This window comes from Oceanobacillus iheyensis HTE831 (assembly GCF_000011245.1).
GTDB classification, from domain to species: domain Bacteria; phylum Bacillota; class Bacilli; order Bacillales; family Amphibacillaceae; genus Oceanobacillus; species Oceanobacillus iheyensis.
This window is the reverse complement of sequence record NC_004193.1, coordinates 1,797,724-1,822,332: the sequence shown is the minus strand read 5'-3', so window position 1 is coordinate 1,822,332 and position 24,609 is coordinate 1,797,724. Positions and strand designations below refer to the sequence as shown.

The 24,609-nt window shown below is 35.0% G+C and carries 26 protein-coding genes; 25 read left to right on the top strand and 1 reads right to left on the bottom strand.

Annotated elements, in window-relative coordinates; all coding sequences use genetic code 11:
* The 14 genes from aroB to OB_RS09120 all read left to right on the top strand — a co-directional run bounded on the left by aroB (position 1) and on the right by OB_RS09120 (position 11,781).
* On the top strand, positions 1 to 1,080 hold the full coding sequence (gene aroB / locus OB_RS09185) for a 3-dehydroquinate synthase (RefSeq protein ID WP_011066183.1): 1,080 nt from the start codon (positions 1 to 3) through the stop codon (positions 1,078 to 1,080).
* A complete protein-coding gene (gene aroH, locus OB_RS09180) occupies positions 1,077 to 1,454 on the top strand; it encodes a chorismate mutase (RefSeq protein WP_011066182.1) in 378 nt (125 codons plus the stop codon). The genes aroB and aroH overlap by 4 nt, the downstream gene beginning before the upstream one ends.
* A gap of 2 nt (positions 1,455 to 1,456) precedes the next feature.
* The gene (gene hisC / locus OB_RS09175; protein ID WP_011066181.1) at positions 1,457 to 2,551 is read left to right on the top strand and encodes a histidinol-phosphate transaminase; all 1,095 of its coding nucleotides are present in this window, start codon (positions 1,457 to 1,459) and stop codon (positions 2,549 to 2,551) included.
* 8 nt (positions 2,552 to 2,559) lie between these two features.
* Positions 2,560 to 3,663 (top strand): prephenate dehydrogenase, encoded by a 1,104-nt coding sequence (locus OB_RS09170; protein ID WP_011066180.1) that lies wholly within the window; start codon positions 2,560 to 2,562, stop codon positions 3,661 to 3,663.
* Between the two features lie 19 nt (positions 3,664 to 3,682).
* The gene (gene aroA / locus OB_RS09165) at positions 3,683 to 4,972 is read left to right on the top strand and encodes a 3-phosphoshikimate 1-carboxyvinyltransferase (protein WP_011066179.1); all 1,290 of its coding nucleotides are present in this window, start codon (positions 3,683 to 3,685) and stop codon (positions 4,970 to 4,972) included.
* Between the two features lie 266 nt (positions 4,973 to 5,238).
* Positions 5,239 to 6,528 (top strand): tetratricopeptide repeat protein, encoded by a 1,290-nt coding sequence (locus tag OB_RS09160; RefSeq protein WP_152023749.1) that lies wholly within the window; start codon positions 5,239 to 5,241, stop codon positions 6,526 to 6,528.
* Positions 6,529 to 6,792: 264 nt separating this feature from the next.
* Positions 6,793 to 7,347, top strand: coding sequence for a ReoY family proteolytic degradation factor (locus OB_RS09155; RefSeq protein ID WP_011066177.1), 555 nt, complete (start codon positions 6,793 to 6,795; stop codon positions 7,345 to 7,347).
* A gap of 128 nt (positions 7,348 to 7,475) precedes the next feature.
* Complete coding sequence (locus OB_RS09150) at positions 7,476 to 7,934, top strand: YpiF family protein (protein ID WP_011066176.1); 459 nt, start codon at positions 7,476 to 7,478, stop codon at positions 7,932 to 7,934.
* 157 nt (positions 7,935 to 8,091) lie between these two features.
* On the top strand, positions 8,092 to 8,604 hold the full coding sequence (locus tag OB_RS09145) for a ubiquinol-cytochrome c reductase iron-sulfur subunit (protein WP_011066175.1): 513 nt from the start codon (positions 8,092 to 8,094) through the stop codon (positions 8,602 to 8,604).
* Positions 8,605 to 8,609: 5 nt separating this feature from the next.
* Entirely contained in the window at positions 8,610 to 9,284 is a 675-nt protein-coding gene (qcrB, locus tag OB_RS09140; RefSeq protein ID WP_011066174.1) for a menaquinol-cytochrome c reductase cytochrome b subunit, read from the top strand.
* A gap of 15 nt (positions 9,285 to 9,299) precedes the next feature.
* Positions 9,300 to 10,073 carry a menaquinol-cytochrome c reductase cytochrome b/c subunit gene (locus OB_RS09135; RefSeq protein ID WP_011066173.1) on the top strand — a complete coding sequence of 258 codons (774 nt, stop codon included), beginning with the start codon at positions 9,300 to 9,302 and terminating at the stop codon, positions 10,071 to 10,073.
* A 68-nt stretch (positions 10,074 to 10,141) separates the two neighbouring features.
* Entirely contained in the window at positions 10,142 to 10,717 is a 576-nt protein-coding gene (locus OB_RS09130) for a DUF1405 domain-containing protein (RefSeq protein WP_011066172.1), read from the top strand.
* A gap of 61 nt (positions 10,718 to 10,778) precedes the next feature.
* A complete protein-coding gene (locus OB_RS09125) occupies positions 10,779 to 11,045 on the top strand; it encodes a sporulation protein YpjB (RefSeq protein WP_011066171.1) in 267 nt (88 codons plus the stop codon).
* Between the two features lie 55 nt (positions 11,046 to 11,100).
* Positions 11,101 to 11,781: a zinc metallopeptidase gene (locus OB_RS09120; RefSeq protein ID WP_011066170.1), complete on the top strand. Its 681-nt coding sequence runs from the start codon at positions 11,101 to 11,103 to the stop codon at positions 11,779 to 11,781.
* Between the two features lie 71 nt (positions 11,782 to 11,852).
* Here OB_RS09120 and OB_RS09115 read toward each other — a convergent pair whose 3' ends face one another.
* On the bottom strand, positions 11,853 to 12,722 hold the full coding sequence (locus OB_RS09115; protein WP_011066169.1) for a YitT family protein: 870 nt from the start codon (positions 12,720 to 12,722) through the stop codon (positions 11,853 to 11,855).
* A 160-nt stretch (positions 12,723 to 12,882) separates the two neighbouring features.
* Here OB_RS09115 and OB_RS09110 point away from each other — a divergent pair, with 160 nt between their 5' ends.
* The 11 genes from OB_RS09110 to asnS all read left to right on the top strand — a co-directional run bounded on the left by OB_RS09110 (position 12,883) and on the right by asnS (position 24,526).
* Positions 12,883 to 13,224: a nucleotide pyrophosphohydrolase gene (locus tag OB_RS09110; RefSeq protein WP_011066168.1), complete on the top strand. Its 342-nt coding sequence runs from the start codon at positions 12,883 to 12,885 to the stop codon at positions 13,222 to 13,224.
* Positions 13,225 to 13,227: 3 nt separating this feature from the next.
* A complete protein-coding gene (dapB, locus tag OB_RS09105) occupies positions 13,228 to 14,025 on the top strand; it encodes a 4-hydroxy-tetrahydrodipicolinate reductase (RefSeq protein WP_011066167.1) in 798 nt (265 codons plus the stop codon).
* A 25-nt stretch (positions 14,026 to 14,050) separates the two neighbouring features.
* Positions 14,051 to 14,473: a methylglyoxal synthase gene (gene mgsA / locus OB_RS09100; protein WP_011066166.1), complete on the top strand. Its 423-nt coding sequence runs from the start codon at positions 14,051 to 14,053 to the stop codon at positions 14,471 to 14,473.
* Positions 14,470 to 15,600 carry an N-acetyl-alpha-D-glucosaminyl L-malate synthase BshA gene (bshA, locus tag OB_RS09095; protein ID WP_011066165.1) on the top strand — a complete coding sequence of 377 codons (1,131 nt, stop codon included), beginning with the start codon at positions 14,470 to 14,472 and terminating at the stop codon, positions 15,598 to 15,600. The genes mgsA and bshA overlap by 4 nt, the downstream gene beginning before the upstream one ends.
* Positions 15,601 to 15,615: 15 nt before the next feature.
* Positions 15,616 to 16,818: a CCA tRNA nucleotidyltransferase gene (locus OB_RS09090; protein WP_011066164.1), complete on the top strand. Its 1,203-nt coding sequence runs from the start codon at positions 15,616 to 15,618 to the stop codon at positions 16,816 to 16,818.
* Positions 16,794 to 17,780: a biotin--[acetyl-CoA-carboxylase] ligase gene (locus OB_RS09085; RefSeq protein ID WP_011066163.1), complete on the top strand. Its 987-nt coding sequence runs from the start codon at positions 16,794 to 16,796 to the stop codon at positions 17,778 to 17,780. The genes OB_RS09090 and OB_RS09085 overlap by 25 nt, the downstream gene beginning before the upstream one ends.
* Positions 17,781 to 18,051: 271 nt before the next feature.
* Positions 18,052 to 18,435 carry an aspartate 1-decarboxylase gene (gene panD / locus OB_RS09080; RefSeq protein WP_011066162.1) on the top strand — a complete coding sequence of 128 codons (384 nt, stop codon included), beginning with the start codon at positions 18,052 to 18,054 and terminating at the stop codon, positions 18,433 to 18,435.
* A 57-nt stretch (positions 18,436 to 18,492) separates the two neighbouring features.
* Positions 18,493 to 21,312: an ATP-dependent DNA helicase DinG gene (gene dinG, locus OB_RS09075; RefSeq protein WP_011066161.1), complete on the top strand. Its 2,820-nt coding sequence runs from the start codon at positions 18,493 to 18,495 to the stop codon at positions 21,310 to 21,312.
* 189 nt (positions 21,313 to 21,501) lie between these two features.
* Positions 21,502 to 22,017, top strand: coding sequence for a hypothetical protein (locus OB_RS09070; RefSeq protein WP_011066160.1), 516 nt, complete (start codon positions 21,502 to 21,504; stop codon positions 22,015 to 22,017).
* A 17-nt stretch (positions 22,018 to 22,034) separates the two neighbouring features.
* On the top strand, positions 22,035 to 23,219 hold the full coding sequence (locus tag OB_RS09065; RefSeq protein ID WP_011066159.1) for a pyridoxal phosphate-dependent aminotransferase: 1,185 nt from the start codon (positions 22,035 to 22,037) through the stop codon (positions 23,217 to 23,219).
* Between the two features lie 14 nt (positions 23,220 to 23,233).
* Complete coding sequence (gene asnS / locus OB_RS09060; protein ID WP_011066158.1) at positions 23,234 to 24,526, top strand: asparagine--tRNA ligase; 1,293 nt, start codon at positions 23,234 to 23,236, stop codon at positions 24,524 to 24,526.
* Positions 24,527 to 24,609 lie beyond the last annotated feature (83 nt).

Here is a 24,609-nt window from a genome sequence, read left to right as displayed (position 1 = left end):
ATGGAAGAAATGACAGTGCAATCGAACCAAAGCTCGTACCCAATTTATATTGGTCAAGGCTTACGATATCAACTAAGTTCCTATATTGAAAAAAAATATACAAAACTATTTATTATTACAGATGATCAAGTAGGAAGTCGTTATCTTAAAGATGTATTACATGGTTATCCATCTGAGGAAAATATCTGTCATTTCACCATTCCTTCTGGAGAAAGTTCAAAGAGTATCGATAACTTTTATCGTTTGCAAACAGAGGCACTCCAGAATGGTTTAGACCGACATTCATTAATTATTGCATTAGGCGGAGGGGTAGTAGGTGATTTGGCTGGTTTAGTTGCTGCTACTTTTATGCGCGGAATTGATTATATCCAAGTTCCAACTACAATTCTTGCACATGATAGTAGTGTAGGTGGAAAAGTCGCAATTAATCATCATTTGGGAAAAAATTTAATCGGAAGTTTTTTCCCACCCGTTGCCGTAATTTACGATATAGAAACATTGTCAACATTACCTCCTCATGAGATTAGAAGTGGTTATGCTGAAATCGTCAAAGAGGGTTTAATTGCAAATCAAAAAATGTTTTTATCATTATTGGATCATTCATTAGCTTCAATAAAACCTCATCAACTTGAAATATATTTAAAAGCAGGAATTCAAGTAAAATCAAGAATTGTAGAACAAGATGAGAAAGAGGCTAACATAAGAAAGTTTCTCAATCTAGGACATACATTAGGTCATGCATTAGAAACGATTCACGGCTATGGGAATATCACTCATGGGGAAGCAGTTGCAAATGGTTTGTTATTTGCGCTTCATGTCAGTGAATATGAATTTGAAATACAACTGCCTTTTTATCAATTATATCAGTGGTTAAAAGATAACGAATATCCTATTCTCTCTTTTTCCGAAGAAGAAATCACACAGTTAATAGAGCTTATGAAAACTGATAAAAAATCAGTTGGCGGCACAATACAGATGGTTCTTTTAAAAGAAGTGGAAGACCCTGTAACTGTCTCATTAGATAATTCAATGATGAAACAACATCTATCGACCTATTTAGAAAGGATGGAGAAACTGTGACCAGAGGTGTACGAGGAGCTACAACAATTCAAGAAAATAATGCAGAAGAGATCGTCTTGCGGACCGAAGAACTTGTTAAAGCTATGGTAGAACAGAACAATATTAAATCTGATGATGTGTCACATGTGTTTATTTCTGTGACAAAAGATGTAACAGATGGTTTTCCAGCCAAAGCATTAAGAAAAATAGATGATAGTTGGAAATATGTACCTGTAATGTGTATGACGGAGATCGATGTTCCTGATAGTTTAGCAAAATGTATAAGAGTGATGATGGTAATTCGGACAGATAAAACTCAACAAGAAATTAATCATGTATTTCATAACAATGCAGTAAAACTCAGACCAGATTTGCTACAAAAGGATGGCGAGTAGATATGCAAGGTAAAGAGATTCTAAAACAGTTAAGTCCATATAAACAAGGGAAACAGATAAAAGATATCCAAAAAGACTATCAATTAGATTACATTGTAAAATTGGCATCGAACGAAAATCCATATGGATATTCTAAACAGGTTAATGAAGCGTTAAGCACAGAAAATTTCGACTTCCATATTTATCCTGATGGTTACACTTCTGATTTACGTACTGACCTAACACAAAAATTAAACATTGATGAATCAGAAATTATTTTTGGGAGCGGTTCTGAGGAAATTATTCAACTATTATGTCGCTCTTATATTATCCCTGGATCTAATGTTGTCATGGCTACTCCAACATTTCCACAGTATAAACATTACTCGCTTATTGAGAATGCAGAAATAAAAGAAATCCCAACAGACAAGGAAGGTTATCATCAATTAGACAAAATGCTAGGTTCGATTGATGATCATACAGCGATTGTTTGGCTATGTACACCTAATAATCCGACAGGTGCTGCTTTCTCAAAAGAGGAGCTTATCACATTCTTAGATAATTGTCCTAAGGAAGTCCTAGTCGTCTTAGATGAAGCATACTACGAATATTTACATTCGGATAAAGATTTAGATGCATTACAGTTGCGTTTTACCTACAGTAATGTAATTGTGCTTCGTACGTTTTCAAAAGCATATGGATTAGCAGGCTTACGTATTGGGTACGGTATCGCCAACTCAACTATTATCGAGACACTGGATAAGGTTCGTGGACCTTTTAACACGAATTCAGTAGCTCAAAAAGCAGCTTCATATGCACTAAAAGATCAAGAATTCATTCAACATACAAATCAAGAAAATTATAAAAACCTAACTGAATTCCAACACTTTCTTCAAAGGTTAGGATGGGGTTACTACGATTCAGAAGCGAACTTCCTGTTGGTTAAGACACCGATCAGTGGCATGGACGTCTACGAATATTTGCTCCGATTTGGTTTTATCGTCCGACCAGGAGAATTATTAGGTATACCAAAAACCGTTCGAGTAACAATTGGTAAAGAACAAGATATGAAAGAATTACAAAAAGTATTAGAACAATTTGATCATGAACTAGGATAGGTGTATGCATGAAACAACAAACGATATTAATAGCAGGATTAGGTTTAATTGGAGGCTCTATAGCAAGAGCAATCCGAAATTTTTCAGACCATAAATTAATTGGTTTTGATGTGAATGAAGAATCTTTAAGATATGCCAAAGATACAGGAATTATTTCTTATTATGATACTAACTTGCAACATATTGCCAAAAGAGCAGATATTATAATTTTAGCTGCACCAATAACAGAAACAATTAAGATGATTGAAGAGTTAGATGAAGTAGATTTTCCAAAACAGGTAATTGTAACAGATACTGCTTCTGTTAAAGGTGCAATTTTAACAGCGGCACAAAAAATCAACAATTCCAATATTACATTTATTGGCGGGCATCCAATGGCAGGATCACATAAGCGTGGTATTGAAGCATCTAAAGCTCATCTTTTTGAAAATGCGATTTATGTTTTGTCCCCATTAGAGGGTGTGTCGAGTGAACAAATAGATGTAGTTAAATCAGTACTCGCAACAACGAAATGTAAATTCTTAGTTTTAAAACCGGAAGAGCATGATGAGATGACGGGTGTTATTTCTCACTTCCCGCATTTAATTGCATCTTCACTTGTTCACCAAGCAAAGAAGTGGGAAGGTACACATGCGTACTTGCCGAACCTTGCCGCAGGTGGATTTCGTGATATAACTAGAATTGCATCCAGTAATCCTCAGATGTGGCAGGATATCTTTCATCATAATCAATCAAAAATGTCTTATTTTTTAGAAGAATGGATTCAAGAAATGAGCCATTTGAAATTGTTAATCGAAACAAATGAGAAAAATGAAATACTAGATTATCTAGATAGTGCAAAAAAATATCGAGATGGTCTGTCGGAAAAAGAACAAGGTGCTATTCCGTCTTTTTATGATGTATATGTAGATATTCACGACCAATCTGGTGCTATAGCTAAAGTTGTACAAATACTAGCGGATGAAAATTTCAGTATAAAAAACATCGAAATCCTAGAAGTGCGTGAAGGAATAACCGGTGTGTTAAGGCTGAGCTTCCATACCCAAAAAGAACAAATAGGAAGCTCGAAAAAACTAACTTCATTAGGATATGAGACAATGATACAAAATTAAGAAAAAGGGAGTTATAGAGATGAACCCACTAGCATTGCAACCTATTTCCGGATCTCTTCATGGAACAATAAAAGTACCTGGAGATAAATCAATATCTCATCGTTCGATCATTTTTGGTTCTATTGCAAAAGGAACTACAACTGTTACTAATTTTCTGGATGGCGAAGATTGTATGCGGACAATCGATGCATTCAAAGAAATGGGAGTACCAATTCAAAAAAACGGTTCAAATGTTACGATCGAAGGTACAGGTTTAAGTGGATTAATGGAGCCTAACAAGGAATTAGACTTTGGTAATTCAGGAACAACGACTCGATTAATGTTGGGTTTACTTGCTGGACTCCCATTTAATACTACAGTATATGGTGATGCATCGCTTTCTAAAAGGCCAATGAACCGGGTTGTCGATCCCTTGCGTTTAATGGGAGCAACTATCGATGGTAAAGAGCAAGGCAATTATTTACCTTTAACGATAACAGGCACATCATTAAATTCCATTGATTATGATTTACCGGTAAAAAGTGCTCAAGTAAAGTCTGCCTTGCTTTTAGCGGGATTACATTCAGAAAATACTACTATAGTTCGAGAAAAATCACCAACTCGAAATCATACGGAAACAATGCTACAAGCATTCGGAGCAAATATAAAGTCGGATGGTCATACAACATCAATTTCTAAAACTGATGATCTCCAAGGTTGTCATGTAGAAGTGCCTGGTGATATTTCTTCAGCTGCATTTTTCGTTGTGGCAGCATGTATGGTACCAGGAAGTGAAGTAATATTAAAAGATGTTGGACTCAATGAAACGAGAACCGGGATTATCGACATCGTACTTCAAATGGGCGCGAAACTGACAATTCAAAATGAGCGTATTGTAGGTGGAGAAAAAATAGGTGATATTCTTATCATCAGTTCACCATTAACTGGAGTTACTATTGAAGGAGACGCGATCCCTCGTCTGATTGATGAAATACCAATTCTAGCGTTATTAGCAACCCAAGCTGATGGGACAACAATTATTAAAGATGCAGAAGAGTTAAAAGTCAAAGAAACAGATCGTTTGCTTGCAGTTTCTGAAAATCTCACTCAACTCGGAGCAGATGTAACTCCTACAGAAGATGGGATGATCATTAGGGGAAATACAAAACTAAAAGGTGGAAACTTCAAATCCTTTGACGATCATCGAATTGCAATGATGGGGATTATTGCATCATTGGTAACAGAAGACACTGTAGTTGTAGACAATATTGATTGTATAAATATTTCTTACCCTAATTTTGTTAATGATCTACAGTCTATATTAAAGTAAACTTCAATACTATAAGATTATGCTATAAAGTCTGTTCAAGGGCATTTAGGTCATATCTTTTGGTAGTAATGTCATAGGAAATGAGGAAGAACCCCTTTCTAAATGAAGTTTTACTTTATGTTGATAACCCTGCCATGAAAAGAGATGATTATCCTTTTCCGCTGGGTTTTTCTCTTTCCACAGAAGTTTTCTGACCACGCTAAGGTCAAGACAAGCGCGTTATTTGAAGGATGGAGTTGTTTTCTGTATGATTAAAATTGATAGATATGAATGAAGATAGAAAGGGTGTTCCAATGAATACCATCCAAGAGGCAATGAAATTAGCAGAGAACAATGAAACCGAACAAGCAATTGCAAGGTTAAAAGAATATGAAAAGATTGCAAGTGATGATGAACTATATACAATATCAGAATTGTATTTACAGTGGGGATTTTTAATAGAAGCTCGAACTATCCTAGAAAAATTATTAGAAAAATACCCAGAAGAAACAGATTTAAAATTATCATTATCAGATATTTTCATTGAATCGCAAGAAGATGAGTTGGCAATTACAATTTTGAATGAAATCGATAAAGACGACCCTGGATATATTCAAGCATTAGTACAGTTAGCTGATTTATATCAAGCACAGGGCTTATTTGAAGTATCTGAACAAAAGCTATTCGAAGCAAAACAGCTAGCCCCGAATGAAGTAATTATTGATTTTGCATTAGGAGAGTTGTTCTTTTCAATAGGAGAATATTTAAAAGCAATTACCTATTATGAAAAAGTAATTCCAAAACAAACTAATGTTGGACATGTCAATATTGAAGATCGATTAGGTGAAGCACTGGCAGCAGTTGGAGAATATGAAAAAGCTTTAACTTATTTTAAAGAAGAAGAAAACCCAGATCCTGATAAATTATTTAAACATGGTATTACAGCACATCAAGCTGATAGAAATGATATTGCTATAAAGGCTTGGGAGCATGTATTAGAGATCGATAGTGATTATCATACTGTATATGAACAACTCGCTAAAGTGTATGTGGAAGAAGGTATGTTAGAGGAAGCATATAAAATGGTGAAAAAGGGTATCGAAAGAGATGAGTATCAAAAAGAATTATTCTTTACAGCAGGTGATATTGCTCATCAACTTGGCTATAACAATGAGAGTGAAAATTATATGCGACAAGCTATAGCCTTAGAACCTGATTATAAGGAAGCTATTTTATTTATGATTGAACTTCTAAAATCACGAGATTCAAATGAAGATATTGTGGAATTAATATCGTCTATTAAGCAGGCAGGTGCTGATGACCCACTCTATGATTGGGAACTTGCCAAGGCAAATGTTGAATTAGAATTGTTTGAGGATGCATTAAACAGCTATCAAGAAGCATATAATAGCTTACAACAAGATAGCGACTTCTTAAAAGAATATGGTTATTTCTTAACAGAAGAAGGGCGTATACAAGAAGCAATCCAAGTGTTTGAGAAGTATATTGCTGAAGAACCAATGGATGAAGATATTGTTTCTTATGTAGAACGTCTAAAACTTGATGTGGAACAATGAGCTTTTTTCATGGTGTAATTGTCCTTAAAACTCCTGCCGTCCATTGTCTAGCAATAATAAGGTGAGAGATTAGAGACGTAGCCTTGATTAGTTCATCAATTAGGCTGAGACAAAATTATTTATTCAAAAAGATTAATACGAATCAATTGGTAGGAGTCTAGGTATTTTTCTTACACATGATCCAATTATCGTTCTTTGTTGAGTAAACTGTTTTGGCTCAGCCGTACAATTATTTTATATTTTAATGTGGAGAGGGGAGAAGGAATGCTGTCGCCAGTTACTGCCAAGGATAAGAAGAGTTTTATTCAGTGGTTTCTTAATCATTACCGGTTAAAGAAACGGGAAAGTGTATGGATTTTAAATTATTTAGTTAACCATAGTGATTTATTGGCGAATGTTCATTTTGTTAGAGATGTAAAATATTGTCCGAGAGGGATTATGATGACCAGTCATTGTTCTGATGAAGTGCCATTTCGGTTTTATAAAAACCACTTGGTCACAACAGATGCTGAAAAATCCTTTCATGATATTCGTTTAAATCAAAATGAATCACTTTATGTACAGCTGAACTTTCGAAAATCAAATCAACACTCATACTATGCTTCTGTCTTAGAAGAAAATCCTTTTATACCAGAGGATTACTACTTAACAACAGATGACAAAGAAACAGCAAATGGTTTACTGGATTACTTATTATTCGAACAGAAAAGAAACAAAATTATTTTTGATATTGATAAAGCTTTAGATAATGGCGATAAAGAACTGTTTCAAAAACTCTCCGAAAAATTAGAAAAATTGTCATCTAATCGTCAAAAGTAAACATAGAGTGAAAGCCGAACTTATTTTTCAAGTTCGGCTTTGTAATTTTTTGACTAAAAAGTTACTATAACAATTTCTACAGAAAAATGATACAATACTTCGAGGGAGCAGTAGAAAGGGGAATTTATATGAAGTGGACAAGAGATGATATAAGTACATATGATGGAGCGAAAGAATTTGTCGATACGTTGCTAATACCGTTAAGCCCATTTCAGTTAGTAAACACAACAGATTCAAAAAAGCTTTCTAGTCAATTTGAAGAGATGAATATATTAGTAAAGGAACTGGAAAAAGAATTGATGGGTAGAGTATTATTAACTCCTAATTATACCTATTTAAAAACAACGGATAAAAAAGCTGAAGTCCAACGGATTAACGAATGGACGAGCCACGTGAAGGAGTTACCATTCGAACATGTCATATTTATAACATTTGACCCAAGCTGGAGAAAGGAATCACAAAACTTAGATGGAGAAGTAGTATGGTTACCTGCTATTCAACTTGATTCTTCAAATTCAAATGAAATACAGCGCATAATTCGAGAACAGGTAGGGCAAACTGTAGAACTGATAAGATCATTCTGGTAAACGGATGTCAAAAAATATCATAATATTATACGAATTGTTGGATATGCCATCGATTATATATTGACCGGATTATAAGATTGCGCTATCATTGGTATTGTCCTAGTAATCTAAATTAATCTAATGATGTCCGTGATTATTGTAAAGAGGGGGGAATAACATGAGTGATGAAAAACAGCAAGTATCCCGAAGACAGTTTCTAAACTATACACTTACTGGTGTAGGGGGTTTTATGGCAGCAGGTTTGCTTATTTCTCCAGTAAGAATGGCAATCGATCCAGTCTTAAAAAGCACTGAAGGCGGAGACATGGCCAATGTTGGTTTAGCTGTCGATGATATCACATCTGATCCACAACGTATCGATTGGACTATTGATCAAGTAGATGGTTGGTATGAATCAGAAGTAAATCGCTCAGCATGGGTATATCGAAATGATAATGATGAAATTGTAGCTTTTTCCCCAGTTTGTAAGCATTTAGGTTGTGTAGTTTCATGGGAAGGTAATGACAGTTATCCAAATGAATTTTTCTGTCCTTGCCATAACGGTCGTTACTACAAAGATGGTAGGAACGTACCTGGTACACCACCATTACAACCATTAGATGTTTATGAACAGGAAGTAAGGGATGGCATGCTATTCCTAGGCGAAGCAAAACCATACGGGGAGGCGTAAAAACAATGTTACAAAAGATTTATGATTGGATCGACGATCGCATTGATATTACGCCGATATGGCGCGATATCGCTGATCACGAAGTGCCGGAACATGTTAATCCTGCACATCATTTTTCCGCATTTGTTTACTGTTTCGGAGGATTAACATTTTTCGTAGTAGTCATTCAAATTTTATCTGGTATGTTCTTAACAATGTATTATGTTCCAGATATTGAGAATGCATGGAAATCTGTTTATTACTTGCAAACAGAAGTTGCACATGGACAAATTGTACGTGGGATGCACCACTGGGGTGCCAGTGTTGTTATCGTAATGCTATTACTACATACTTTACGTGTGTTTTTCCAAGGTGCATACAAGAAGCCACGTGAACTTAACTGGATGGTCGGAGTGCTTATATTCTTTGTAATGTTAGGCTTAGGTTTTACAGGTTACTTATTACCATGGGATAACAAAGCATACTTCGCAACTCAGGTTGGTCTAGAAATTGCAGAACAAGTACCGTTTATTGGAGAACAATTAAAAACATTGCTAGCTGGAGATGCAACGATTGTAGGAGCGCAAACATTAACTAGGTTCTTTGCAATCCACGTATTCTTCTTACCAGGTGCATTATTTGCACTATTAGCAGTTCACTTTATTCTAATCCGTAGACAAGGTATTTCCGGACCACTATAAAAAGGAGGGCAACCAATGCATAAGGGTAAAGGTATGAAATTCGTTGGAGATTCTCGTATTTCCGCGGAGAGAAAACCAAATGTACCGAAAGATTATTCGGAGTATCCTGGTAGAACTGAAGCGTTTTGGCCCAACTTTTTATTAAAAGAATGGTTGGCTGGAGCAGTATTCCTAGTTGGTTTCTTGTGTTTAACACTAGCGCATCCATCTCCTCTAGAAGGAGTGGCTGACCCAACTGACGCTGCGTATATACCTCTACCAGATTGGTACTTTTTATTCTTGTACGAGTTATTGAAATATGAATTTGCTAGTGGAGATTGGACATTAATGGGTATTCTTGTTTTACCTGGTATCGCGTTTGGTGCGTTATTACTTGCTCCATTCCTTGATACAGGACCAGGTAGACGTCCACGTCAACGACCTATTGCAGTAGGTATGATGCTAGTTGGTCTAGCTTCTGTTATTTGGTTAACGTATACTTCAGCTGCAGTAGTTGATTGGGAAGGGCGTGCTGAAGCAAATAAGCCTGTTCCAGAATCTGAAGTATCCATAGATACAGAACATCCAGGCTATGCGGCATACGAAAATAGCTGTTTGTCTTGTCATGGTGGGGAACTTGAAGGTGGTGCAGGACCTACTCTAGTTGGAATTGATTATTCTAAAGAAGAAATAATGACAATTGCAACGGATGGTATCGGTTCCATGCCTGCTGACCAGTTCCAAGGATCTGAAGAGGAATTAGAACAATTAGCTGAATTTATCATCTCAGTAAATGAAGAAACTGAATAAAGAGTAGAAAACACCTTTGCCTTCCATAGGTAAAGGTGTTTTTCCACATAAAGAGAGGCATCATTATTATGATTCGATACATATTACAAGACAAAAGATTTATACTTATATTGTTTATTATTAATTTAGTTGGAACGATTTATGGATATTATTGGTATGGATGGCAACTAGAGATAACACCACCAATTTTTATTCCATTTGTACCTGATAGTCCAACGGCAAGTTTGTTCTTTACAGTGTTTTTACTTTTCTTCTTATTTAGGAAAAACATTCCTTTTATAGAAGCGTTAGCGATTGTATCATTATTTAAATATGGTATATGGGCTGTAGTCATGAATCTCCTTACCCTTTATGTGGATGAATATTTACACCCTTCAGGTTATATGCTGATGGCGTCTCACTTAGGGATGGCAATTCAAGGACTACTATATGCACCGTTTTATAAAATAAAACTGAAACACATCGTCTTAGCAAGTATTGTAGTATTGCATAATGATATTATCGACTATGTATTTGGCCACATGCCAATGTACGGGAGTCTATCCTCATATACAAATGAAATTGGATATTTTACGTTTTGGTTAAGTATTCTTTCCATTGGAATTTCCTATTGGTTAACGATTCATCAAAGAGAGAGGAACTGACATATAGAGTATCATCTCAACATACACTTGAATAACAAGAAAAATGGATGAGGTGATCTCTATGGGGGACAGAAAATTACGACTTATCCGATTGATTACTACAGTGTTCATAGGGATTTTCTTTTTTGACGTGCACTCTACTGCAGCAAGTAGTTTATCCACTAATACAATAATTTATAATGGGACTATACTATCTTCCTTTACTCTAGGAGTATTAATTGTAGGGGGATGTATTATTGGTACATTATCTTATGTAAGTTGGAGAAAATATAAAGCAGAAGTAAAAGGAACAAAGAAAGCTCGTACAAACGACAAATCAGTTGACTAACGAAAGGAACCTGACTAAAATTGACCTTAAGAGATAATAAATGGAGGAATGGAACATGGGGTTAGGAGCTTATTTAATTTACATTGCTTTATTAATGATTGTACCGATGGTTGCTCAAGCGAAGGTTAAAAGCACTTATAAAAAATATTCGAAGAAACCAATATCCTCCGGTATGACCGGAGCAGATGTTGCTCGTAAAATCTTAGATGATAATGGATTATATGATGTACAAATTGGCAAAGTGAAAGGTACATTAAGTGACCATTATGATCCCCGTAAGAAAATCGTGAATTTATCTGAAGGAATTTACAACGGACGTTCAATGGCAGCATCTGCTGTAGCAGCACATGAGGTTGGACACGCTATTCAAGATCAACAGGAATATGCATTTTTAAAATTCAGAAGTGCATTAGTCCCAGTTGCAAACTTTGGATCAAATATTTCGATGTTTTTAATTATCGCAGGTATCATTTTTAGTGCAACTAATTTATTACTATTTGGTATTATCTTCTTTTCAGCAGCAGTATTATTCCAACTAGTAACCTTACCTGTAGAATTTGACGCTTCTAACCGGGCGATGACCCAGATGATATCGGCTGGCGTTATTCGCAACGATGAAGAACGTGAAACGAAGAAGGTATTGAATGCTGCAGCAATGACTTATGTCGCAGCAGCATTAGTGGCGGTAGCTGAATTAGTAAGATTTATCCTTATCTATGCAGCAAATCGTGAGTAGGCAAATGATTAAAACACCCATTGGAATGTTAAACCTCCATATGGGTGTTTTTAGCTGCAAAATATAATAATTTAAATTTCAATTGGTTTTTTATTCTCATCCAAGGTAAAACCTTCACCCATTACATCATGTACTGTAGTCAATGATACGAATGCATGGGGATCAGTCTGTTCAATAATCGATTTTAAGCGAACTATCTCATTTCGTGCTACAACACAATATAAAACATTTCTTTTTTCTTTCGAATAACTTCCTTGACCATTTAAGATTGTAACTCCTCGATCCATTTTCTCCATAATTTCTTTCGCTATAACTTCACTATGATTCGAAATAATCACAGCTCCTCTTGCCGAATAAGCACCTTCTTGTATAAAGTCAATTACTCTTGCTCCGATGTATACAGCTACAAGTGTGTACATCCCTTGAGCCAGGTCAAGAATAACAAAAATAGATGTAACAATAACAATAAAGTCAAAGACGAACATTGCTTTACCAATACTCCACCCTATATATTTGTTCACGATTCGAGCGATGATATCTACTCCACCAGTAGTACCACCGTATCTGAAAATAACTCCAAGTCCAATACCGATAAACACCCCAGCAAATAGTGCTACCAATGTCATGTCATTCTCCAAATGAATTGGAAAAGTATTTAATTGAAATAACCAAAGGAAGAATGAAACTGCAAACGTACCAATTATCGTATAAAAAAATGTATTCCTTCCTAATAATTTCCAACCTATAAAAAACACAGGTACATTAAGTACTAAATTACTAATAGCTGGATCAATATCCCATAAGAAATATAAAAGCAACGTAATCCCCGTAAATCCACCCTCACCAAGATTGTGTTGCATGTTGAAATGTACAACTCCAAATGAAAATATCGCTGAACCGAGTAATATAAAACCAATATTTTTAAACTTCAATCCAAACATAAACCTATCCTCCTTCAGTTTTCGAAAAATACAAAACCATTCTTATTATAGACAAATTCCAATGAACAAACAATCCAATCTTAGATACCTATTATTTGTCAAAACGGTGTCTTTTAGCTACCATTAAAAGGGTAGTATGAAAGTTGGAGGCGAGTTTTTAATGACAAATCGTGTACATAATGTGGAAGATATTCAAACTCTTACCGATGAGTATATCTCTCAATTTAAAGAAGGATATTTTTCTCCTTTAGCATTAATGGCTAGGTTAAGTGAAGAAACGGGAGAACTTGCTAGAGAAATTAATCATTATTACGGTGAAAAACCAAAAAAGCAAACGGAAAATATAAAAACAGTAGAAGAAGAAGTCGGGGATATTCTATTCGTACTTGCTTGCTTCGCAAATTCACTTGATTTTCAATTATCGGATGCATTTCAACAATCCATAGAAAAATTCGAAACAAGAGATAAAAATCGTTGGACAAGAAAAGAAACAGGAGAATAATACATGGCAATTAATATAATCGTAGCTGGACCTAGAGGTAGAATGGGATATGAAGCTGTACAAATGATTACAAAAGAAGATTCTTTTCGTCTGGTTGCTTGCTTAGATCACAAACATGATGGATTAAATTTAGGTGAGCTGGAACAATTCTCAGATGATCTTCAAGTACCTATTTACACGGATATTGATTCATGCTTAAAACAACATCAAGCAGATGTTTTTGTGGACTTAACAACGCCTGAAGTGGGTTATAAACATACCAAAACAGCTTTAGAATATAAAGTGCGACCAGTAGTAGGGACAACAGGATTTACGGATGAACAACTATCTGAGCTTAAAGAACTTTCTAAGCAACAACAACGAGGATGTATCATTGCTCCGAATTTTGCAATAGGTGCTGTATTAATGATGAAATTCTCTAAAATGGCAGCAAAGTATTTCCCGAATGTAGAAATAATAGAAAAACATCATGATCAAAAATTAGATGCGCCATCAGGTACTGCTAAAAAGACAGCTGAATTAATTCAAGATGTACGTGAAAGCCAAAAACAAGGACATCCAAAAGAGGAAGAAACATTACCAGGTGCTAGAGGTGCAGATATGGATGGCATGCGCATTCATAGTATGCGTTTACCGGGATTAGTAGCACATCAAGAGGTTATTTTCGGTGGTGCTGGTCAAACATTAACCATCAGTCATGACTCCATGAATCGTGCTTCTTTTATGGATGGTATAAGGGAATGTGTAAATCAAGTTATGGATTTAGAAGAACTTGTATATGGTTTGGAGAACCTATTGTAAATATAAGAATGATGGGAGTTTAGATATGAATATAGCATTAATCGCACATGACGAAAAGAAAGAAGACATGATTCAATTTACGACTGCATATACCCATGTGTTGTCAAAACATAGATTATTTGCTACCGGTACTACCGGCATGAAAATTTCGAATGCTACAGGCTTACAAATTCACCGTTTTCAATCCGGTCCACTTGGTGGAGATCAACAAATTGGAGCTATGATTGCGAACGGAGAGATGGATATGATTATCTTTTTCCGAGATCCACTAACTGCTCAACCTCATGAACCTGACGTAAGTGCATTAATGCGTTTATGTGATGTTCATCAGATACCATTAGTAACGAATATTGCAGGTGCAGAGATCTTTATTCATGGCCTTAGCAGAGGAGATTTGAAATGGAGAGAGATAATCAAAGAGAGACAAGAGAAAGAAGGGACACCGTGAAGAAGATAGGCATCACTTGTTATCCGACTGTCGGAGGGTCAGGTGTAATTGCTACAGAGCTAGGTAAACTATTAGCTGAAAAGGGACATGAAATACATTTTATTACTTCAAGCGTTCCTTTTCGCTTAGATAAAGTATATCCGAAAGTATATTATCATCAAGTAGAAATGAGCCATTATCCAGTCTTTCAATATCCACCATACGATCTAACACTTGCTGCTAAAATGGCAGAAGTGATCGACCGTGAAAAACTTGATATTTTGCATGTACATTATGCGATGCCTCATGCTATTTGTGCTATCTTAGCTAGAGATATAGCAAAACACCCTGTAAAAATCGTAACCACTCTCCATGGTACGGATATAACTGTATTGGCAATTGATAACGCATTTACATCTATCATTCGTCATGGAATTGAACACTCAGACGCTGTTACTGCAGTGTCTAATAGCTTAGTTCAACAAACAAATGAAATGTTAGATATAGAAAAACCAATAGAAGTTATCCATAATTTTATAAATGAACAACAGTATTATCCAAAAAAGATACACAATTTGAAGTATCAATTTGGAATAGAAGAGGACACAAAAGTACTCATTCATATTTCTAATTTTCGAAAGGTCAAACGAGTACAAGACGTCATTTATACATTCGAAGAAGTACAAAAGGATGTTAAGAGTCAATTGTTACTCATTGGCGATGGCCCTGAGTATGGAGATATGCTTCGTTTAGTGGATGAACTTGGATTACAAGATAAAGTACAATTCCTAGGGAAGCAGAATAATATCAGTGATATATTATCCATGGCAGATCTTATGTTATTAATGTCTGAAAAAGAAAGCTTTGGGTTAGTATTATTAGAAGGAATGGCTTGTGGCGTACCTAGTATCGGAACAAACATTGGTGGCATTCCAGAAGTACTGAAGCATGAAGAAACTGGATATATCGTTAACTTAGGAGATAGTTATAATGCAGCTAAATATGCCATAGATCTATTAACCGATGATGAAAAGTGGCAAATGTTTTCCGATAATTCCTTGCAGCATGTAAGAGATTACTTTGCTTCGAAGACGATTGTAAATCAATATGAGGCCTTATATGATACACTTTTACAGGAAAACAATTAAGTTGGAGGTGGGAATGTGATATCTGAACCTTTTTTAAAAGCTTCACCAATACTAACGACTTTAATTTCAAATGGCTATGAAGGGTATTTTGTAGGTGGATGTGTTCGAGATCTTCTTTTACAAAAAGATATTCATGATATTGATATTGCCACTTCTGCTACTCCTAATGAAGTTATGCACCTTTTTAAAAAGGTGATACCTGTGGGTATTGAACATGGAACCGTTATTGTTCGACATGGGGGAGAATCGTATGAAGTCACAACTTATAGACAAGATGGTGAATATACAGATCATCGTCGACCAAATGATGTTCGTTTTGTTACAAATTTAGCGGAAGATTTACGACGGCGTGATTTTACGATTAATGCATTGGCGATGGATACAAGTGGACAGATAACAGATTTATTCCATGGTCAAGACGACTTGAAAAAGAAATTAATTCGTACTGTCGGAAATGCAGAAGAACGTTTTACAGAAGATGCATTACGAATTCTTCGTGCAGTTCGTTTTTCGAGTCAGCTGGGCTGTACAATACAAGAAGATACTTTAGAAGCGATGTTTGTAATTCGAAAACAGATTCAACATCTTGCAGTAGAGAGAATAACCATTGAGCTTACAAAGCTATTTCAAGGACAACATGTTTCTAAGGCAATTCAATATATTATTGATTTACAACTTGATGAGCAGCTTCCGATATTTCAATCAGGGAAAAGTGATATTTTTAAAGCTATGAAAGAAAATATCACTCCACTTCATTCATTCTCAGAAGTGATTGCAGTGTTTCATCTTTTAGATCCAACGATTAAAATTCACGATTGGATTAAAAATTATAAATGCTCTAACCATGTTAAAAACGATACCATCCAACTTATTAACGCTTATCATTATTATCAGTCTCATGGTATAAATAATTGGCTTCTCTATATTCTGCCAACAAAACTATGGGATGGCTTTATACGTCTTATCTACGTGATAGATCGTACTACTATTGAACGAAAGCAATTAGAAGAAATAACTGCAACACTTCCAATCGATAAAAGATCACAATTACATCTTGACGGAAATGATTTGATGAATTGGTTTCCACATCGTCCAAAAGGAAAGTGGATAAAAATCTTATTGGAAGAAGTTGAATATTTAGTAGTATCGAAGCAATTACCTAATGAGAAAAAAATAATAAAGGAATGGGTGTTATGCAATCAACCAGATCCAAATTAATAGAAATATTATCTAGTAATCATGAAGATTATGCATCCGGACAACGCCTTTCTGAACTACTAAGTATTTCACGAAACGCTGTGTGGAAACACATGAAAGAATTAGAAAAAGATGGTTATGTAATTGAAGCTAAACCGAGAAAAGGATATCGCATTATTAAATCACCTAATAAAATTAGTACAAATACGATACGATGGGGCCTAGAAACGGAATGGTTGGGTAATGAAATCATTCATAAAACATCTGTTGGTTCCACACAACTTGTCGGTCACGAAGCAGCACAGAACGGAGCGGCACATGGAACAATTATAATAGCGGATGAACAAACTGCCGGAAGAGGTAGGGTTCAAAAAAATTGGGACTCTAATGGTGATGGAATATGGATGACAATAATTCTGCGTCCAAATATTCCACCAAATCGTGCATCGGAGCTAACGTTACTTACTGCTGTTGCTATTACAAAAGCTATAAAAAAAATAACAAATATTGATCCATTAATAAAATGGCCAAACGATATTTTAATTAAAGAGAAAAAGTTATGTGGAATATTAACAGAAATGCAAGCGGAACAAGACCAGGTACAATATATTCTTATTGGAACTGGATTAAATGTAAATCAATCGAATCAACTATGGGATAAACAACTACAAAATATTGCTACGTCCTTATATCAAGAGACGGGACATACGTTTGAAAAACATACTCTTTTACAGCAAATTTTACTGCAATTTGAACGTACGTATAATAATTATATGGAACATGGATTTCAACCTATTAAACAACAATGGGAAGCAAATGCTTTTAAGATTGGATCTGAAATCGAAATTACTACATTTCATGAACAATGGGTAGGCAAATTTCTTGGAATTTCAGATGAAGGTGCTTTATTAGCGGAGTCTTCAGATGGAAGCCCTGTAAAAATATATTCTGCTGACATCAAATGGTTTTCTCGACCGAAATAGTACGTTTGTTTCAACTTAATCTACTTAACTTGGCTTGGCAGTTGTGGAAGTTGAAGTATCGTAAAAGTAACATAAATCATAGTTGACGGTGTTAATAATCCTGCTATCATTGTAAAAGAGGAAAATGTACTCGAAAAGAAGTCTTAACTCTTACAATTTATCCGTTTTATTTATTACTGTTTTAAGTGAAAGCCAATATAGATGATCTTTCGTCCAAAGATTGGATGTTAAAAGAAAAGACATTGATTGTTTCAGAACAGGAGATGAAATCATGTATCGTACGATGATGAAAAGTAAAATTCATCGGGCAGTAGTAACAGAGGCAAATTTAAATTACGTAGGCAGTATTACTATAGATGAAGCTATCCTAAATCAAGTTGATATCTTACCTAATGAAAAGGTCCAAATTGTGAATAATAATAATGGAGCTCGATTAGAGACCTATGTTATCGCCGGAGAAAGAAATAGTGGAACAATCTGTTTAAATGGAGCAGCTGCAAGACTTGTACAACCAGGAGATACTGTAATTATCATTGCATATGCGCTTTTATCACAAGAAGAACTTCAGAGTTTTCATCCGAAGGTAGCAATTATGGACGAATCCAACCGTGTTAAACAAATGATAGAACAAGAACCTCCGATGACGGTTTTGTAAAGAGCTATTATCCGTTTTCCCATTTTAATTTTTGGTAGAAAGGGAGGTGAGCAGTATATGAATCGATTTGTCGTCATTGATCTAGAAACAACTGGACATGCACCATCAAAAAATGACAAAATTATTGAAATTGGCATGGTAATTATTGAGGGTGATGAAATTATTGATACAAAAACGACCTTCTTTAATCCAGGTCAACCAATTCCACCTTTTATTACTAATTTAACAGGAATTTCTGATGACGATGTTGCGGATGCTCCTCTATTTACAGAAAAAGCTTTGTCCATAAAATCTATATTGGAAGATAGTTATATCATTGCACATAACGTTAATTTTGATTTAGGGTTTCTAAATGCTGAGCTGAAAGAGAATGGAATAGATCGATTGCATAATCAAGTTTTGGATACTGTGGAATTATCAAGGATTTTATTCCCGACAGCTCCTGGGTATAAATTAAGTCAATTATCAGATCATTTTAATTTACAACATGATGATCCACATAGAGCTTTATCTGATGCATATGTAACAGCGAAGTTATTTCAAAAATTGATGGATAAAATAAATCAATTACCATATGAAACCATAGAACAGTGGCTTAAACTAGAAGGTGCTTTCATTTCTGATATCAAAGAAATATTATTGAATAGGTTGGATGAATTAGCTTTTTCTATCGATCAGGATTCCGCTATACATACCTTTCAAGGTTTAGCATTTCATATGAATGATGTAGAAGCGAAACAAGTACATAATGTAGATACATCCTTTGGTAATTACTTAGATACAATTTATGAAGACGGTGGAAAACTATCCGAACACCTTTCCATGTATGAAAAACGGGCAGGCCAACAAGAAATGTCAGAAACCATTTATGATGCCTTTACCTCTAGTAATCATGCACTAATAGAAGCTGGTACTGGTACTGGAAAATCACTAGCTTACCTTCTCCCAGCTGTATACTATGCCGTAAAGCAAAATCAAAAGGTGATTATTAGCACACATACCACACAGCTACAATCTCAGCTGTTAGAAGAGGAGATTCCACTTATACATGCGATAAGCGATATTCCATTTCAAGCAGCATTGTTAAAAGGAAAAAATCATTACATTAGTTTGGAAAAATTCTCTATTGAACTTTATGAGCAAGGTCAAGATAATTATGATATAGCACTTACAAAAGCAATGTTGTTAATATGGATAACGGAGACAAATACCGGTGATGTCGAAGAGGTACAATTACCGACCAGTGGATATATATTTTTCAGAAAGATATCCGCCGATACGGAAAAGGCAGTCAACCCTCAATCACCTTGGTTCCAATATTCGTATTATCAGCAAGCGAGAAAAAAAGCACAACGGGCAAATATAATAATTACAAACCATGCGTTACTATGTACGGATATGTTTAATGATTATGCATTTCTCCCTTCCTATCAACGGGTAATTATCGACGAAGCACATCATTTTGAAGAACAAGCAGCACATCATTATGGTTTAAAAATGGACTATATGAGTATGCAATTTACATGTAATCAATTGGGTTCTTCAGAGGAAGATAAACTATTTGGTAATTTTGTACAAGCTTATCAATTATCTAATAGTGATATACCTCTATACGAATGGAATGATACGTTAAAGAGTGCAAAGCAAGAGATTGAAGATCTTTTTCAAGCAATATATTATTATGTATCCAAACAGCATTTGAGTAACCAAGCTTTAAGCGATGTAGGTAGGATACAGTACCGGATGGATACGGAGAAGGAAACTGGTGATTCGTGGCAAGTAATATTAGATATGTCTTCTCGACTTAGTTTATACTTTCGAGATCTTATCCACATTCTTTTTATGGTTGAACAAAGAATTAACCAAGAAGATAACTCTGAAAAAAATCATCGAGAAGAATTATTACAAATGGTCGAGTTGTTACAACGGTATATAGATGGATTAGAGCTGATGTTTTATTCTGGTGGGGAAGTAGAACAAATTAAATGGATAGAAATAGATAAAAAAGGTCAGAATCACTCTGTATTTTTATATAGTGAACCAGCAGATGTAGCAGAGCTATTAGAAAATGAATTTTTCCATGAAAAAGAAAGTGTTGTAATGACAAGTGCTACATTAACGATGAATCATTCATTTTCCTTTATGCAGAAGCGGTTAGGCTTATCTTCACATTCATGTATTACAGAACAAATTGAATCGCCATTCGCATATGATCAACAAGTTCAAATGTTTATTCCCAATGATTTTCCGGACATCAAGTACGGAAATATAGATGATTTCGTATATGCAGTTGCAGAAGCAATAATTTCCTTGGCTGAAATAACATCTGGAAGAATGCTTGTATTGTTTACTTCGTATGATATGTTAAGAAAAGCTTACTATGTATTAAAAGAAGCGATGGAAAAAGACAAATATATGCTTATTGGACAGGGAATCACAAGTGGTAGTAGAGCAAGATTGAAGAAGAATTTCCAATCATTTGACCAAGCGATACTTTTAGGGACAAGTTCATTTTGGGAAGGTGTAGATATACCAGGCGATGATCTATCATCTTTAGTAATTGTTAGATTACCTTTTCAACCACCGAATCATCCCGTTATTGAAGCGAAATCTGCTATGCTGAAGAAGCAGAAACAAAATCCGTTTATGGAACTTTCATTGCCTAATGCAGTTATTAAATTTAAACAGGGATTTGGCAGATTAATACGTTCCTCAAACGATAGAGGGATTGTCTTTGTATGTGATGCTCGAATTGTTAATGCAAGATATGGAAAATATTTCACAGAATCAATTCCCAAAGTTCCAATCCATTATGATTCTACACATAAACTAATCGATAAAGCGGAGCAATGGTATAAAAAAAATGATGCCTTATAACAAGGCATCATTACATTGAAGAACAATCGAATTGGTCGGTAAAATTTTTACATCAAATCAGCAATCACCATTTTGACGTGTTATTATTATTTACAGATGATTTTTTGCTATGTATAGTAAAAAAAAGAAATATACTCTTTGTATATTTTAAAATCATAATTCAATTAGAATGGGATCGGATGAAAATTTATGACGAATACGAAACGCAAAGGGTTACTATTTTTACTTGTTGGTATAGGTATTATCCTAATTTCATTGCTTGCCTATAGTATATACTTATATCAAGTCATTAATGACAGTAGAACATCAGAAATGAACACAACAAAAACACAATTATTAGAACAAACTTCTTATGTAGATATCCATTCCATTGAATCTTTTCATGGAACGTACAGTTATCATGTCCTAGAAGCAACAAATGAAGCAGGGGAAGATAAACTGATTTTTTATCCGCTAGAAGGGGAACAACGACAATTAACCGTTTTTGCTAAGGAAGATATGCTATCAAAAGATACATTAATCGAGAGCTGGCAGTCTTCATGTGATTCTTGTGAGTTAGTAAGTGTAACTCCTGCATTAGTGGAGGGAGAAGCTTATTGGGAAATCACATATCATGATAATGATAATAACTATGTGATGAATTATCATTCCATTACAGATGGATCTTTACAAGAACAATATAAATATTCGAAGATGTTTTATTAGTGAGAGGAGAAAAAAACATGGAATTAGCACAAAGAGTTCAAACATTAACACCATCATCTACATTAGCGATAACTGCTAAGGCAAAAGATTTAAAAAAACAAGGGTTTGATGTCATTGGATTAGGAGCAGGTGAGCCAGACTTTAATACACCAGAATATATTATGGATGGCGCTAAGCAAGCAATGAACAACGGCCTAACAAAGTATACTCCTGCAGGTGGAATTGCCGAGTTAAAACTAGCAATTATTGATAAATTTAAACAAGACAACGGTCTTTCCTATAATGAAAAACAAATTATTGTGACAAACGGGGCAAAACATGCTTTATATACACTTTTCCAAGTAATATTAAATAAGGAAGACGAAGTAATCATCCCATCACCATATTGGGTTAGTTATCCTGAACAAGTAAAACTTGCTGAAGGAAACCCAATAATATTACCAGCTGCCGAGACTAATGATTTTAAAATAACTCCAACACAATTAGAAGAGGCTATTACTCCAAAAACAAAAGCAGTAATTATTAATTCACCTTCTAATCCAACTGGCTTAATGTATTCAAAAGAAGAATTAGCAGCGCTCGGTGAAGTATGCCTTAAACATAATATCATCATTGTTTCTGACGAAATTTATGAAAAATTAATCTATACATCAAAAGAACATGTATCTATAGCTTCCATATCTGATGAATTATATAACCAAACAATTATAATAAACGGTGTCTCTAAATCACATGCAATGACTGGTTGGAGAATTGGTTATGCTGCAGGTAATGAGACAATTATTAAAGCGATGACCAATCTTGCTTCTCATTCAACTTCAAACCCTACATCAATTGCACAATATGGAGCACTAGCAGCTTATACGAAAGATCCTGGTGATATATCATTAGAATATAAGAAAATATTTGCTGAACGATTAGATGCCTTTTATAAATTGATACAAGATATCCCAGGAATGGAATGCATTAAACCAGAAGGCGCATTTTATCTATTTCCTAATGCAAAAAAAGCAGCTGAAATGAATGGTTTTGCAACGGTTGATGAATGGGTAGCTGCACTTTTAGAAGAAGAAAAAGTTGCATTAGTACCAGGGTCTGGATTTGGGTCACCAGATAATGTACGTTTATCCTATGCACTGTCAATTGAGGAACTAACAGAAGCAGCTAATCGAATTCATCGATTTGTTCTAAATCATAAATAATGGAGGACTAAACCATGAAAATTACAATCGCACAGGCACCACAATATATAGAACAAGAAGTAACCATTGGTGCATGGTTATCTAACAAACGCTCTAGCGGTAAAATAGCTTTTTTACAATTACGTGATGGAACAGGATTTATGCAAGGGATAGTAGTCAAAAGTGATGTAAGTGAAGATGTTTTTTCAACATCAAAAAACATTACACAAGAATCATCTCTATACGTAACTGGCAAAATTGTTGAAGATACACGATCTGATTTTGGATACGAAATGCAAGTTAGCAATGTTGAAGTGATTCATGAAGCTAATGACTATCCAATTACGCCTAAAGAACATGGAACAGAATTTTTAATGGATCATCGTCATCTGTGGTTACGTTCCAAAAAACAACATGCAGTAATGAAAATCAGAAATGAAATTATCCGTTCTACGTATGAGTATTTTAATAAAGAGGGATTTGTAAAAGTAGATCCACCGATACTTACTGGATCTTCTGCAGAAGGAACTACAGAGCTATTCCATACAAAGTATTTTGATGAAGAAGCATATCTTTCACAAAGTGGACAACTTTACATGGAAGCAGCAGCAATGGCATTAGGAAAAGTATTTTCATTCGGTCCAACTTTCCGAGCGGAAAAATCAAAAACAAGAAGACATCTTATCGAATTTTGGATGATTGAACCAGAGATGGCATTTGTTGAACACGAAGAAAGCTTACAAATTCAAGAAAACTACGTTAGCCATATCGTACAATCTGTATTAACAAATTGTAAATTAGAGCTATCTGTTCTTGACAGAGATCTATCTAAATTAGAGAAGATAAAAGCTCCATTTCCGAGAATTTCATATGATGAAGCAATTGATATGTTAAAAGAAAAAGGCTTTGATGATATTGAATGGGGAGAAGATTTTGGCGCACCACATGAAACTGCAATCGCGGAAAGCTATGATATGCCAGTCTTTATAACGAATTACCCGAAAGATATAAAAGCTTTTTATATGAAACCACATCCTGATCGATCTGATGTTGTTTTATGTGCTGATCTAATTGCTCCAGAAGGTTATGGTGAAATTATAGGTGGTTCCCAACGAATTGATGATTTAGAACTTATGGAACAGCGTTACGAAGAACATGGATTAACCGGACCAGCTTATCAGTGGTATTTAGAACTACGTAAGTATGGAAGTGTACCACACTCTGGATTTGGATTAGGATTAGAGCGTACAGTAGCTTGGTTATCTGGAGTGGAGCATGTTCGTGAGACAATCCCATTCCCACGTCTGCTAAATCGTCTATATCCATAATATGAAGGAATCAATCCCTTGCATTTTACGCGAGGGATTTTTCTTTCTATACTACATGTACATGCTATACTGTTATTGAGGTG